Annotated in this window: 13 protein-coding genes; 3 read left to right on the top strand and 10 right to left on the bottom strand. The window is 69.1% G+C overall.

Annotated features, from left to right (window positions below; translation table 11 throughout):
- Positions 1-328 precede the first annotated feature (328 nt).
- Entirely contained in the window at positions 329-913 is a 585-nt protein-coding gene (locus ACWDU4_RS15265; protein WP_450114744.1) for an HdeD family acid-resistance protein, read from the top strand.
- 114 nt (positions 914-1,027) lie between these two features.
- Here ACWDU4_RS15265 and rarD read toward each other — a convergent pair whose 3' ends face one another.
- Genes rarD through lspA form a run of 4 tightly spaced genes read right to left on the bottom strand, consistent with a single transcriptional unit; the run spans position 1,028 to position 4,236 of the window.
- Positions 1,028-2,020 (bottom strand): EamA family transporter RarD, encoded by a 993-nt coding sequence (gene rarD, locus ACWDU4_RS15260; RefSeq protein WP_450114743.1) that lies wholly within the window; start codon positions 2,018-2,020, stop codon positions 1,028-1,030.
- Complete coding sequence (locus ACWDU4_RS15255) at positions 2,017-2,685, bottom strand: hypothetical protein (protein WP_450114742.1); 669 nt, start codon at positions 2,683-2,685, stop codon at positions 2,017-2,019. The genes rarD and ACWDU4_RS15255 overlap by 4 nt, the downstream gene beginning before the upstream one ends.
- Complete coding sequence (locus ACWDU4_RS15250) at positions 2,666-3,592, bottom strand: RluA family pseudouridine synthase (protein ID WP_450114741.1); 927 nt, start codon at positions 3,590-3,592, stop codon at positions 2,666-2,668. Before ACWDU4_RS15250 ends, ACWDU4_RS15255 begins: the two co-directional genes overlap by 20 nt.
- Positions 3,592-4,236 (bottom strand): signal peptidase II, encoded by a 645-nt coding sequence (lspA, locus tag ACWDU4_RS15245; protein WP_450114740.1) that lies wholly within the window; start codon positions 4,234-4,236, stop codon positions 3,592-3,594. The genes ACWDU4_RS15250 and lspA overlap by 1 nt, the downstream gene beginning before the upstream one ends.
- A 70-nt stretch (positions 4,237-4,306) precedes the next feature.
- Between lspA and ACWDU4_RS15240 the strand changes: the two genes are divergently transcribed.
- The gene (locus tag ACWDU4_RS15240) at positions 4,307-5,230 is read left to right on the top strand and encodes a hypothetical protein (protein ID WP_450114739.1); all 924 of its coding nucleotides are present in this window, start codon (positions 4,307-4,309) and stop codon (positions 5,228-5,230) included.
- Positions 5,227-5,967: a sensor domain-containing protein gene (locus ACWDU4_RS15235; RefSeq protein ID WP_450114738.1), complete on the top strand. Its 741-nt coding sequence runs from the start codon at positions 5,227-5,229 to the stop codon at positions 5,965-5,967. The genes ACWDU4_RS15240 and ACWDU4_RS15235 overlap by 4 nt, the downstream gene beginning before the upstream one ends.
- 78 nt (positions 5,968-6,045) lie before the next feature.
- Here ACWDU4_RS15235 and ACWDU4_RS15230 read toward each other — a convergent pair whose 3' ends face one another.
- The 6 genes from ACWDU4_RS15230 to ACWDU4_RS15205 form a co-directional block, all read right to left on the bottom strand.
- Positions 6,046-6,543: a hypothetical protein gene (locus ACWDU4_RS15230; protein ID WP_450114737.1), complete on the bottom strand. Its 498-nt coding sequence runs from the start codon at positions 6,541-6,543 to the stop codon at positions 6,046-6,048.
- A gap of 143 nt (positions 6,544-6,686) precedes the next feature.
- A complete protein-coding gene (locus ACWDU4_RS15225; RefSeq protein WP_450114736.1) occupies positions 6,687-8,039 on the bottom strand; it encodes a DNA polymerase IV in 1,353 nt (450 codons plus the stop codon).
- A 1-nt stretch (position 8,040) separates the two neighbouring features.
- Positions 8,041-11,181: an isoleucine--tRNA ligase gene (ileS, locus tag ACWDU4_RS15220; protein ID WP_450114823.1), complete on the bottom strand. Its 3,141-nt coding sequence runs from the start codon at positions 11,179-11,181 to the stop codon at positions 8,041-8,043.
- A gap of 298 nt (positions 11,182-11,479) precedes the next feature.
- Positions 11,480-11,749, bottom strand: a complete 270-nt coding sequence (locus tag ACWDU4_RS15215; RefSeq protein ID WP_450114822.1) for a hypothetical protein — start codon at positions 11,747-11,749, stop codon at positions 11,480-11,482.
- 50 nt (positions 11,750-11,799) lie between these two features.
- Positions 11,800-12,642, bottom strand: a complete 843-nt coding sequence (gene wag31 / locus ACWDU4_RS15210) for a DivIVA-like cell division protein Wag31 (protein ID WP_450114735.1) — start codon at positions 12,640-12,642, stop codon at positions 11,800-11,802.
- Between the two features lie 147 nt (positions 12,643-12,789).
- On the bottom strand, positions 12,790-13,077 hold the full coding sequence (locus ACWDU4_RS15205) for a YggT family protein (protein ID WP_450114821.1): 288 nt from the start codon (positions 13,075-13,077) through the stop codon (positions 12,790-12,792).
- Positions 13,078-13,241 lie beyond the last annotated feature (164 nt).

Genomic DNA, 13,241 nt, shown 5'->3' with positions numbered 1-13,241 from the left:
GTGAGGGTACGTTGCGAGAGGTGTTCTGGCGATACATTCGACCGGGTGGCGCCGCGTATCCGTATCCGGAACACCTGCGCCGTCAGTATGACATGACAGACCACGGCCTGGAATCCGATCACCGGAGTTGCGAGCTGTGCGTCCGGCTCCCACCAGGGACTCTTGAGTCTTTCTCACGGCGACGCCCTTCTCACGGCGACGTCCTTCTCACAGCGACGTCCTTCTCACGGCGAGGGGGCCTTCCTCATCCTTCTTCGAAGACCTCGCTACGAGGCCGAGGTAGGATCTGCGCAAGCGTCTCTGCACAGCTCAGCCTGGGAGGGCCGACGTGTCGAGTGACAAAGCAACGACCGGGACTTCGTTGATCGGGTTCGGCAAGCAGATCTGGTGGGTCGTGCTACTGCGCGGAGTACTCGCGGTACTGCTCGGCGTCATGGCCTTGGCGTGGCCGGAGATCACGGTGTGGGCACTGGTGGTCGTCTTCGGGGCGTACGCGATTGTCGACGGCCTCGTCCTCGTCGTTCGAGCCGTCGTGGATCGTCGCAGGGTCTCCGGGTGGGGTTGGTGGGCCCTCGCTGGGGTCGTCGCCATCGCGGCCGGCGTCGTGGCGCTTGTCTGGCCGGACATCACCGCCCTCGCGCTGCTGTACGTGATCGCCTTCTACGCCATCATTTTCGGCATCGTGGGAGCGTGGAGTTCCGTCAGGCTGCGCGAGCTCCCGGGTTCCGGCTGGGGCTGGCTCCTGGCGGCGAGCCTGCTCGCCGTCCTGTTCGGCGTCCTGCTCCTGATCTTCCCAGGCAGCGGGATCCTCGGCATCATCTGGTTGCTGGGCGTCTACGCCATCGTGTTCGGGCTGTTCCTCATCATCGGCTCGTTCCAGATTCGCAGCCTGGCGAGGGATCTCAGCGGCTAGGACTACCTTCACCCAGACACTTTGTTACACAACGTGTTTCATGGTTTGTACCACGGAACATCGGAAAATCACTCACCGCCCGGTCGGGCGTGCACGTCGGCGACGGGTGGATCCTCAGCCGACCGGAGCAGCCGCGTCCCGTCGTACCCGCCGAACCCGACGCACCGCGTCGGCGGTGAACACCGCCAGGGCCAGCCAGATCAACGCGAAACCGGCCCAGCGGGATGCGGGCATGGCCTCGTGCAGCACCACGACACCCCACATCATCTGCAGGCCCGGGTTCAGGTACTGGATGATGCCGAGCGTCACCAGCGGCACCCGCTGGGCGGCCGCCCCGAACAGCAGCAGCGGCACCGCGGTCACCACGCCCGCCGAGATCAACAGCGCCGTGCGACCGGCGCCGTGCCCGAGGAACGTGCTCGTACCCGCCACCGTGAGCCACACCAGGTAGCCGATCGCGAACGGCGCGGTCACGATCCCCTCCGCCGTCAGGCTGGTCACCGGATCGAGTGGAATCGTCTTCTTGATCAGGCCGTAGGCCCCGAAACTCAGGGCCAGCACCAGCGCGATCCACGGTGGGCGGCCGTAGTCGATCGTCAGGATCACGACGGCGAGCGCACCGAACCCGAGGGCGACGGCCTGCCAGCGGTTGATCCGCTCCCGCAGCACGAGCATCCCAAGCAGCACGCTGACGAGCGGGTTCACGAAGTAGCCGAGGGCCGCCTCGACCACCCGGCCGGACGTCACCCCATAGATGTAGACGCCCCAGTTGATCGAGATCGCCGCCGCGGCCGCCACGACCATCAGCGCCGACCGCAGCGTCAGGGTGCGCAACCGGGACAACCGCCCGACCACGGCGGCGACCGCGAACATCACCACCAGCGTCCAGAGCATCCGCTGCGCGAGAATCTCCACCGGCGCCGCGGGCGCGAGCAGACCGAAGAAGATCGGGAACATCCCCCACAGGACGTAGGCGCCGACGGCTGCCGCGATGCCGACCTCACGGTCACCGCGCGGGCCGCGCACACGGTCACCGCGCGGGCCGCGCACACGGTCACGGCGCGGGCCCCTGCCCTCGCTCGTCGCTGCCGCGACCGGTTCGCTCATCGCTCCGGCACCTCACCGTCGTCGGGGCCCGGCACCACGGTCACCGTCTGCTCGGGGAGCAGCGGCCGGACCGCGAACCGTCCGAAGACGGCGTCCTCCGGCAGCGCCTCCACCGACCGCACGCCCGGGACCGCGCCGAGCGCGGCGAGATCGCTCTGCGGTGCGCGCACCGTCGCCGCAACCACACACGCACAGTTCCCGGCCAGCCTCGAGGCCGACACCGCATCGATCCGGCCCTGACGGTCCCACTCACCCGTGGTCCCGTGCAACTGCACCGCCGCGTATCCGGGTGCGCGGGCGATCGAATCGGCGCCCGCGACCCCGACCGGGACGATCGGCGTCTGCACGCGGTCGATCGGGACCCGGAACCACAGTTGCGTGATCACGTTGTCCCCGAGCAGCGTCCCGGCCTGCTCCGCGGTCACCTCGGTGTCGAAGCCGACCAGCCCCCACCGCACGTCGGCGGCGCCCGGTTCCAGCGTCGCCGCCGCGCGGGTCAGATAGTCGGCGACGAGTTCACCCGAATCCGGACCGAGCCGGTCCGTGGTGATGGGCGCCGGCTCCGGCGGGTTCGCCACCCCGAGCGCGATCACCACCGCGGCGAGAACGAGCGCGCACGCCACGGCGATCGCGGCGGCGACCCGGTCACGCACTCCGCAGGACATCCAGGGCGTGCTGCAGATCCTTCGGGTACTCACTGGTGATCTCGACCCACCGGCCGTCCGCCGGATGGGCGAACCCCAGCGACCGCGCGTGCAGCCACTGCCGTTCCAAACCGAGCCGTTCCGCGAGCCGCGGGTCGGCGCCATAGGTCAGGTCACCACAGCACGGGTGCCGCAACGCCGAGAAGTGCACCCGGATCTGGTGGGTGCGACCGGTCTCGAGGTGGATGTCGAGCAGGCTCGCCGCCTGGAACGCCTCGACGGTGTCGTAGTGGGTGATCGACGGCTTGCCGTCCGCGGTGACCGCGAACTTCCAGTCGTTGCTGCGGTGCCTGCCGATCGGCGCGTCGATGGTGCCGCTCGACGGATCCGGGTGGCCCTGCACCAGCGCGTGGTACCGCTTGTCGATGGTGCGCTGCTTGAACGCCCGCTTGAGGACCGTGTACGCCCGCTCCGATGTCGCGACGACCATCACACCGGAGGTGCCGACGTCGAGCCGGTGCACGATGCCCTGTCGTTCGTGCGCTCCCGAGGTGGAGATCCGGAACCCGGCCGCGGCCAGTCCCCCGACGACCGTCGGGCCGGTCCAGCCGACACTCGCGTGCGCGGCGACACCGACCGGCTTGTCGACGGCGACGACGTCGTCGTCGGCGTACAGGATGTCCATGCCCTCGACGGGCTGCGCCTCGACGGTCAGCGGACGGGCAGGCTCCGGCAGCGTGACCTCCAGCCACGCACCGGACGGCAGCCGGTCCGACTTGCCGACTGCGCTGCCGTCGACCAGCACCGACCCCTCGTCCGTCAGCGACGCCACCGTGGTGCGCGACAACCCGAGCAGCCGCGCCAGCCCCGCGTCCACCCGCATGCCCTCCAAGCCGTCCGGTACGGGCATGGAACGCGTCTCGCGCATCAGGACTCCTTCTCGCTGGGCTCGTCGGTGGCGGTGGTGGCATCGGTGGGTTCGTCGGCCTGGCCGCGGGTGCCGTCCGGGTTGATCCCGAACAGCGTCAGCAGGACGAGCAGGATCGCGCCGCACACGACCCCCGAGTCGGCGACGTTGAACACCGGCCACCAGCCGACCGACACGAAGTCGACGACGTGGCCCTGCAACGGTCCGGGCGCGCGGAAGATCCGGTCGATCAGGTTGCCGAGCGCACCGCCGAGCACCAGGCCCAGACCGAGCGCCCACCACGGCGACCGCAGGGTGCGACCGATCTTGATCACGGCGACGACGACGGCGATCGCGACCAGGGTCAGCAGCCACGTCATCCCGGTCGCCATCGAGAACGCCGCACCGGGGTTGCGGATCAGCTTCAGGGTGACCACGTCACCGATGATGTGGATCGGATTCCCCGGCTCGATGAAACGCACGGCCGCGATCTTGGTGACCAGGTCCAGCACGAGAACCACCGCGGCGATCACGACCAGCATCCGCATCCGCAGGGGATGCCGTCCGGCGTCCGGTCCCGATTCCTCCACGGGCGGTGCCGCAGCACTTTCAGGCGTGGGGTTCACCCCTTTCTCCGCATCACTCACCCCGCCATCATCCCTCACGGGGCGGGCCGGGGCTGCAGGCACCGTCCGCTGCGGGCCCGCACACCTGCGGCGTGGCTAACCTGGACGGGTGTCAGTGTTCTCGAATCGGGCCGGGCGGGTCACCGCCGCCCTCGCCGCGGTCGCCCTCGCCGCCGCCTGCAGCAACAACGACGGGCCCGCACCCGCCGCCACCGATACCGCGAAGGAGACCACGGTTCCGATCTCCGCGATCACCACCACCGTCATCGACCCGGGCGCGGAGCCGCGTGAGCGGATAGTGCTCCACCCCGGTGCGGGCGTCGCCCAGCAGGTCGTGATGACGACGCGCTCGGAGATCTACCAGCAGATCGGTGACCAGCCCCAGCAGGACCTGTCCACCCCGGAGGTCTCGATGCCGCTGACCGCGGTGGTCACCGGCCCGGCCGATCCGGCGCTGACCGTCGACCTGACCCTGGGAGCGATGCGCTCGCCCGACCCACGACTGCAGGACGCGTTGGCGTCCTCCGACGGATCCAAGGCCGGACTGACCGTCCAGCCGTCCGGGGCCGTCACCGCCCTCCGGATCACGCCGGCCCCCGATTCCCGCGACATCGCCCGGTCCGCCATCGAGCAGGCGTTCTACCAGGCCGTGTACCGCGGTGTCGCATTCCCCGACGCCGAGGTCGGAGTCGGCGCGGTGTGGACGATGCAGCAACAGGTGATGAGCGGGATGACCCTGAACCAGGTCACCACCGCAACGCTGCGCGAGCGCGACGGTGACCGGCTCACCGTCGAGGTCTCGGTCACCCAGACGCCCGTGTCCCCGGTCTGGGACCTGCCCGGCGACACCGGAACCCTCAACATCGACACGTTCACGATGTCCGGCACCGGCACCCTCGTCGTGGACCTCGGGGCGCCGCTGCCCGTAGACGGATCCGTCACCGTCAGCGGCGAACAGACCTACACCGACCCGAACAGCACCACCCGGCTGCGTCAGGCGACCACCAACAGCGTCCGGTGGTCGCAGCAGTGATCACCGGACGAATGCGGGTGGCGGGACTGGTGGCCGCACTCGCGGTCACGCCGGCGCTGGTCTCGTGCGGTGAGGACTCCTCCGTCACTGACACTGCGTTGCCGCCGGTGACCACCGTCGCGGCCCCCACCGCACCGGCAACGACGACGGTCGACGAGGCGGGGCTGACGGCCGCGCTGCTCACGGTCGCAGACCTGCCCGCCGGATTCGCGACGCTACCCGACCCGGTCGCCGATCTGGGGCTGCCCGAGGCCGCCGCGGATTCGGAGTCGGACAGGTCCTCCACCGACCCGCAGGCGTGCGCCGGGGTGCTCGCCCCGATCGCCGACCAGGTGCCCGGCGCCGCCGCCCAGGGCGTCGCCCGGTTCGCCGGCCCCGACTTCACCAGCATCGACACCGATGCCGCCGCGTACCCCGATTCCGGTGCGGCACAGGCGTTCACCGCCGTGCAGAGCGCGTTCGCCTCGTGCGCCGACTACTCCGGCACCGACGCCGACGGAGTCACCGTGCACTACCGGCTCGGCGGGCTCGACCAGCCCACCGTCGGGGACGCCTCCGTCGCGGTGCGCCTGGAAACCAGCAGCGAGGGATTCACCATGACCTCCGACACCGTCGTCGCCGCCGTCGGCGGTGCGGTGGTGCAGGTCACCGCGACCGGACAGCAGCCGATCGAGCCCGCGGTCCTGACCCGCCTCGCCGGCACCGCCGTCGACCGGCTCCGCGCCGGGACCGACTAGGCGCCGCCCTCGGCCGCCGGGCCCGAGAACGCCGAATGCCGGCACCCACGAGGGGTGCCGGCATTCGAGGACCGTGCGTCAGACGCAGGCCGGGGAGGTCAGGTTCGCCAGCTTGATCATGTTGCAGGCGTACTCCTTCGACAGCACCCACTGGCCGTTCTCCACGACGAAGGTCGCGGTGCCCGGGTTGACCTGGCCGCCGATGTCGAGGTTCACGGTGGCGGTCAGCGTGCCGTCGCCGTTGTCGAGGATCGGGTCCACGACGGTGACGGTGGCGTTGTTCTGCTTCGCCGCGGCGGCGACCTGGTCGAACAGACCCGGATCGGACGAGCCGTCCTGCACCAGGGTGACCTTCTCCTCGACCGGGGTGGCCGGGTCGAGGCCCTTGACCAGCATCGCGTTCAGCTCGGCGGCCGTCGGCGCCGGCGGGGAGTCGATGGTGGCGGCAGCCGCGGCGGTGGTCGTCGCCTTCTTGGTGGTGGTCGAGTCGGTGGTGTCACCGTCCGAGCTGCAGGCGCCGAGGGTCAGGGCGGCCGCAACCGCGACACCGGCCACGAGAGTCTTACGGAGCATCAATGCGTGTCCTTACGTCGTTGGTGGAACATTTCCCGGGCAAACACAATTCAGTGCGTCCTGGTGCGCGCCGGACGAGTCCGTCGGCCGGATCCGTCGCGCGAGCACGTGTCACCTTAGTTAACACGGGAAAAATAAGGGGTTCCTTAACGAAGACTGTCCGCCGGATCCGCAGCCTCGAGAGCCTCGTCACCCTCCGGGAACGTGCGCGCCGGCCCCGGACCGGTGGACCGGGTCTCGAACCGGACCGTCACCACCCCGTGCCCGCAGCCCTGTACCCAGCCGTGACCGTGGTCGACGTGCCGCACGTCCTGCCCGGGCCGCCACCGCGACACGGGACCCACCGGGGTGGTGCGCGCCGGATCCGGAATCGCGGCTGTGTCCGGATTCACATCGTCCGCGGCGCCCTCGCCGTGGTCGAGATCCGGGAACAGCGACCCCTGCGCGGCGGTCGTCAACCCGCCGAGCGAGACGCCGACGAGGCGGACCGCGCCGAGTTCGCGCGGATCGATCAGCTGTCGGCGCGCGGTCGCGATCAGCGTCTGCCGGTCGGTGGTGGCGTACGGCAGCGTCGCCGACCGGGTCACGATCGTCATGTCGGCCTTCTTGAGTTTGAGCACCACCGTCCGGGCGGCCCGGCCGTCCCGCAGGAGCCTGCCGTGGGCGTGGCCTCCGGTCTGTTCGACCGCCGCCCGCAGCTGGTCGAGAGTGACCAGGTCGGTCGCGAAAGTCGTTTCGGCACTGATCTGTTTCGCGTCCGCGCGTTCGGCGACCGGCCGGTCGTCGATGCCCTTCGCGAGCCGGTGCAGGCCCGGTCCGACCGTCGCGCCGAGCAGCGTGACGACCTCGGTCTCGCTCGTCGCGGCGAACTGACCGATCGTCTCGATGCCGAGCCTGCGCAGCTTCGACTCCGCGACCGGCCCGATTCCCCACAGCTTGCGCACCGGAAGTGCCTCGAACAGGGCGGGCTGTTCGTCGGCGGCGACCACCCGCACACCGTCCGGTTTCGCGAGTCCGGACGCGATCTTCGCGATCTGCTTGCCCGATCCGGCGCCGATCGACGCGACCAGGCCCGTGTTCTCCCGGATCAGCGCCCGTAGGCCCTCCGCGAACTCCCGCACCTCGCCCGCGTCGGCACCGACGAGTTCCGGTGGCTCGCCGAACGCCTCGTCCAGCGACAGCATCTCGAGCACCGGCATCCGGGTGCGCAGCGTGTCGAACACGGTCGCGCTGACCGCGGAGTACAGCGCCCCGCGCGGGGGCAGGACCACCGCCCCGACCCCGACGAGCCGCCGCGCCTGGTGCATGGGCATGGCCGACCGCGCGCCGTACGCGCGAGCCTCGTAGCTGGCGCCGGCAACGACGCCGCGACCTCCGAGGCCGCCGACGAGGACCGGCCGCCCACGCAGCGTCGGGCGGGTCAGCTGCTCCACGGATGCGAAGAACGCATCCATGTCCAGGTGCAGGACCCACCGCCGCTGCGTGGGCGGCCGGTTCATGTCAGGCCTTCGTGATGACGGCCCGGACGCCCTCGCCGAGGTCCACGGCACCGGCACCGGCGGCGCCCAGTTCCAGTGTGGTGGCAAGGATTTCGCCGGCGATCAGGTCGCGGTGGCGCTGCGCCCAGTCCGCCCGGTCCGCGGGCACCTCGAGGGTGACGGCGATCCGGTCCGAGACGTCGAGCCCGGCTGCGCGGCGCGCGTCCTGCAGCTCACGGATCCGGTCCTTCGCCCAGCCCTCGGCCTCGAGTTCCTCGGTGACCTGCGAGTCGAGCACCACCAGACCGGCGTTCTCGGGCAGCGCGGCAGTCGACTCCGGCTCGGCGGCGACGAGGCGACGGGTGTACTCCTCCGGCAGCAGCTCGATCCCGGCGGCACTGACCACACCGTCGGTCTCGCTCCAGTCGCCGGCCTTGACGGCCTTGATGACGGTCTGCACGTTCTTGCCGAGCCGCGGCCCGGCGGCGCGGGCGTTGACGACCAGCTCGAACTTCCCGTGCGCGTCGACGTCCCCGGTCAGGTCGACCTTCTTGACGTTGACCTCGTCGGCGATGATGCCGAGGTAGGGCCGAAGTCGCTCCGCGTCGGCCGCGGCGACGGTGACCTCGGGCAGCGGCAACCGCACCCGCAGGTTCTGCGCCTTGCGCAGACCCAGGACCGTCGAGCAGACGTTGCGGACCTCGTCCATCGACTCGACCAGCTCCGCGTCGGGCACCAGTTCGGTGGCGCTCGGCCAGTCGGCCAGGTGCACCGAACGACCACCGGTCAGGCCACGCCAGATCACCTCGGTCGCCAGCGGCAGCAGCGGCGCCGCCAGCCGGCAGGTCACCTCGAGCACCGTGTGCAGGGTGTCGATCGCGTCCCGGTCCTCGTCCCAGAACCGGTTGCGCGAGCGGCGCACGTACCAGTTGGTCAGCGCGTCGCAGAACGTGCGCAGCTCGTCGCACGCCCCGGCGATGTCGTTGACCTCGAGCGCGTCGGTGATCGCGTCCCGCGTCGCGGCGAGCTTCGCGAGGATGTACCGGTCCAGCACGTTCGGCGAATCGGTGCGCCAGGTGCCCGGCTTGGACGCGTACAGCTGCAGGAAGCTCCACGCGTTCCACATCGGCAACAGCGCCTGCCGGACGCCCTCCCGGATGCCCTGCTCGGTGACGATCAGGTTGCCGCCGCGCAGGATCGGCGACGACATCAGGAACCAGCGCATCGCATCGGAGCCGTCCCGGTCGAACACCTCCTTCACGTCCGGGTAGTTGCCCTTGGACTTGCTCATCTTCAGGCCGTCGTCACCGAGCACGATGCCGTGCGCGGCAACGGTTTTGAACGCCGGACGATCGAACAACGCGGTCGCCAGCACGTGCAGGGTGTAGAACCAGCCGCGGGTCTGGCCGTTGTACTCGACGATGAAGTCGCCCGGGTTGTGCGGGTCCTGGCCGCCGGTGCCGTCGAACCAGTCCTTGTTCTCGAACGGGTAGTGCACCTGCGCATACGGCATCGAGCCGGACTCGAACCAGCAGTCCAGCACCTCCGGGACGCGACGCATCGTCGACTTGCCCGTCGGATCGTCCGGGTTCGGCCGGGTCAGTTCGTCGATCATCGGCCGGTGCAGATCGGTCGGGCGCACCCCGAAGTCGGCCTCGAGCTGATCGAGCGAGCCGTACACGTCGATCCGCGGGTACGCCGGATCGTCCGAGATCCACACCGGGATCGGGCTGCCCCAGTAGCGGTTCCGGCTGATGTTCCAGTCCCGGGCGCCTTCCAGCCACTTGCCGAACTGGCCGTCCCGGATGTGCTCGGGCACCCAGGTGATCTCCTGGTTCAGCTCGACCATCCGGTCCCGGAACTTGGTCACGGCGACGAACCACGACGGCACCGCCATGTAGATCAGCGGCTGACCCGACCGCCACGAGTGCGGGTAGGAGTGCTCGATCGTCTCGTGCCGCAGCAGCTTTCCTGCCGCCTTGAGGTCCTTGATGATCACCGGGTTGGCGTCGAAGACCTGCAGGCCCTCGTACGGCGGCACGAGCGACGTGAACTTGCCGCCCGGATCGAGGGGCTGAACGATCTCGATGCCGTTCGCCGTCGCGACGTCCATGTCCTCCTCACCGAAAGCCGGTGCGAGGTGCACGATTCCGGTACCCGAGTCGGTGGTGACGTAATCGGCCGAAAGCACCCGATGCGCGTTCTCGTGCCCCTTGCCCGGGCCGTGGAAGAAGTCGAACGGCGGGGTGTACGACAGGCCGACGAGGTCGCTGCCCTTGTACTCGCCCAGCACCTCGGGCGACTCACCGAACTCGCGCGCGTAGTGGCCCACCCGCTCTGCGGCGAGGACGTACCGCTTGCCGTCCGCGCCAAGGACCTGCACGTAGTCGACATCCGGGTGCACCGCGACCGCCAGGTTGGACGGCAGCGTCCACGGCGTCGTGGTCCAGATCAGCGCATTCGCGCCGTCCAGGTCACTGCCGGGCACGCTGAGCACCATGTCGACGGTGACCGCCGGGTCCTGACGCATCTTGTATGCGTCGTCGAGGCGGGTCTCCTGGTTCGACAGCGGGGTCTGCTCGTACCAGCTGTACGGCAGCACCCGGAAGCCCTGATAGATCAGCCCCTTGTCGTACAGCGACTTGAACGCCCACATGACCGACTCCATGAAGTCCAGGTCCAGGGTCTTGTAGTCGTTGTCGAAGTCGACCCAGCGGGCCTGCCGGGTCACGTAGTCGCGCCACTCGTCGGTGTAGCGCAGCACCGACTGCTTGCAGTACGCGTTGAACTCGGCCAGGCCCATCGCGTCGATCTGCGACTTGTCCTTGATGCCGAGCTGCTTCTCGGCCTCGAGCTCGGCCGGCAGGCCGTGGCAGTCCCAGCCGAAGCGGCGCTCGACCTTCTTGCCGCGCATGGTCTGGTAGCGCGGGATCAGGTCCTTGACGTAGCCGGTGAGCAGGTGCCCGTAGTGCGGCAAACCATTGGCAAACGGTGGGCCGTCGTAGAAGACGAACTCCTCGGCACCCTCGCGGTTCGCGATGGACGCGCGGAAAGTGTCGTCGGCATCCCACTCGGCGAGCACACGCTGCTCGAGTTCGGGGAAGTTGACGCCGGCGCCGGAGCGGCCGCCGGTCAGGTCGAAGCGCGGATAGGTGGCGCTCACATCTCCGGTGTTGCCGGACGCGCTGTTGTCGGACACAGTTCGTGCTCCCTCGTGCCTGCTGTCTCTGGCACGGGGACGACGTGGACGCCTGTGCGCCGTTGCCGCGGTACCACCCCGCTTGCCCGGACGCCCAGTTCACACAAACCGCACCGTCCGGACCACTCGTACGTCGGCTGTGACGGGCCGAACCCGTTCGGTTCTACTGAGCGCCGAGACACCCGATGGGGGCAGGCTCGACGCCGTTCTTCCGAAGGCTCCCCGGTGATGGCCGGATCAACGCCGTGTCTGACATCCGATTCTAGTCGGAGCCGTCAAATCGCCCCGGCCCGTCTCGTAGATCAGGGGCCGGGCCGCCGGGCGAACCCTTGCCGTCGGCCGAGTGGTGCCCTCCGCCCCCGGCGTCGGTGTCCGGTGCGGTGCTGCCGCGCAAGGAACTCACCAGCAGCAACACCGCACCGACCACGCAGACCACGATGCATCCCCAGGCCCACACGACCGAGCCCGTCATGAGGGCGACCACCAGCAGGGCGAACCCCACTGCCGCCATCGCAAGGGTCAGGACCAGAATCTATGCCCCCTGCCACGAGCCGTCACGACCGCGGCCCTATCGGGGCCCGGTCAGTTGTTCCCTTTGGCGAACGACTTGGAACCCTCGGACCCGAAGCTCTCCTGGCCGCCGTCGACGGGGACCGCCGAACCGCGCTGCTCGAGCTCCTCCAGCTGCGACTCCAGGTAGGACTTCAGGCGCACCCGGTACTCGCGCTCGAACGTCTTGAGCTGCTCGATCCGACCCTCCAGCACGCTGCGCTGCTGGTTGATCGTCGCCATGATCTCGGTGTGCTTCTTCTCGGCGTCGGCCTGCAGAGCGTCGGCCTTCTCCTTGGCCTGCCGCAGCTGGGTCTCCGAGCGGGTCTGCGCGTCGGCGAGCAGGGCCTCGGACTTCTGCTTGGCGTCGGAGATCATCGCCTCCGAGCGGGTCCGGGCATCGCTGACGAGCTGCTCGGAGTTCGAGCGGGCGCTCGACACGAGCTGCTCGGATTCGCTCTTCGCGTCGCCGGTGAGGCGGTCGGCCATCTCCTGAGCGAGGCCGAGGATCTTCGCGGCCTGCAGGTTGGCCTCCTCGGCGCCGCCGGCGCGGGAGGGCGCAGGCGCAGGGGCCGGGGCGGGAGCGGGAGGCTTCGGCGCCTCGACCACCGGGGCCGGAACCGGGGCGGGTGCAGGGGCCGGAGCGGGTGCCGGCGCAGCGGCTGCAGCGGGACGCGGCGCCTTCTTGGCGTCCGCGAGCTCCTGGTCGAGCTCACCGACACGCTGGCGCAGGTCCGCGTTCTCCTCGATCAGGCGGGCGAGCTCCTGCTCGACCAGGTCGAGGAAGGCATCTACCTCGTCCTCGTTGTAGCCACGCTTTCCGATCGGAGGCTTGCTGAACGCGACGTTGTGAACATCAGCTGGTGTCAGCGGCATGGAAGGATCCCTTCGCGCATCTGTTGGCGGTCAAGCAAGCATTCAGTTATGGCGCATCCACTGCAGGACCACGTATTCACGTTGTAACTGCGGGTCATTCTTCCACACCCGCCCCTTCAGCCAGCGCCAGTCCCCTATTCGTGCACGTCACGCGGCAAGTCCCTGAGTGACCTGCATCAGGATGAACACGACGAAAAGCAAGACCATGATTGATAGGTCCAACCGAACACCGCCGAGGGAGATCGACGGGATGAGTCGCCGTAGCAACTTGATCGGCGGATCCGTGACCGTGAATATCGCCTCGAGAACGACGACGACGAAGCCCGTCGGCCGCCAGTCCCGGGCGAATGTCCGGATGAACTCCACGATGATTCGGCCGATGAGAAGCAGCCAGAACACGAACAGCACGAAGTAGATCACCGCGAACAAGGGCACTCCACCACTCTGCCTGACGTGTCCGACACTCTCAAAACCGGGCCGTTCAATGCCAGGTGCGACCGGGTCCACCCGGTCGCACCCCTCACAGAACGGAAAAGCACACGGCTGAAAAACACTCACGCAACCCGATATATGGTATTTCGTGTTTTTGTTGTTAAAAT

Source organism: Rhodococcus sp. NPDC003348, assembly GCF_053589375.1.
The sequence above is the reverse complement of the archived record's forward strand: the minus strand, read 5'-3'. Positions and strand labels throughout refer to the sequence as shown.

What these genes read in the sequence shown, in the direction of transcription:
- rarD (WP_450114743.1), bottom strand. Translation starts at nt 2,020, where the DNA reads ATGAGCGAACCGGTCGCGGCAGCGACGAGCGAGGGCAGGGGCCCGCGC.
- ACWDU4_RS15250 (WP_450114741.1), bottom strand. Translation starts at nt 3,592, where the DNA reads ATGCGCGAGACGCGTTCCATGCCCGTACCGGACGGCTTGGAGGGCATG.
- ACWDU4_RS15225 (WP_450114736.1), bottom strand. Translation starts at nt 8,039, where the DNA reads ATGAACCGGCCGCCCACGCAGCGGCGGTGGGTCCTGCACCTGGACATG.
- ACWDU4_RS15255 (WP_450114742.1), bottom strand. Translation starts at nt 2,685, where the DNA reads ATGTCCTGCGGAGTGCGTGACCGGGTCGCCGCCGCGATCGCCGTGGCG.
- wag31 (WP_450114735.1), bottom strand. Translation starts at nt 12,642, where the DNA reads ATGCCGCTGACACCAGCTGATGTTCACAACGTCGCGTTCAGCAAGCCT.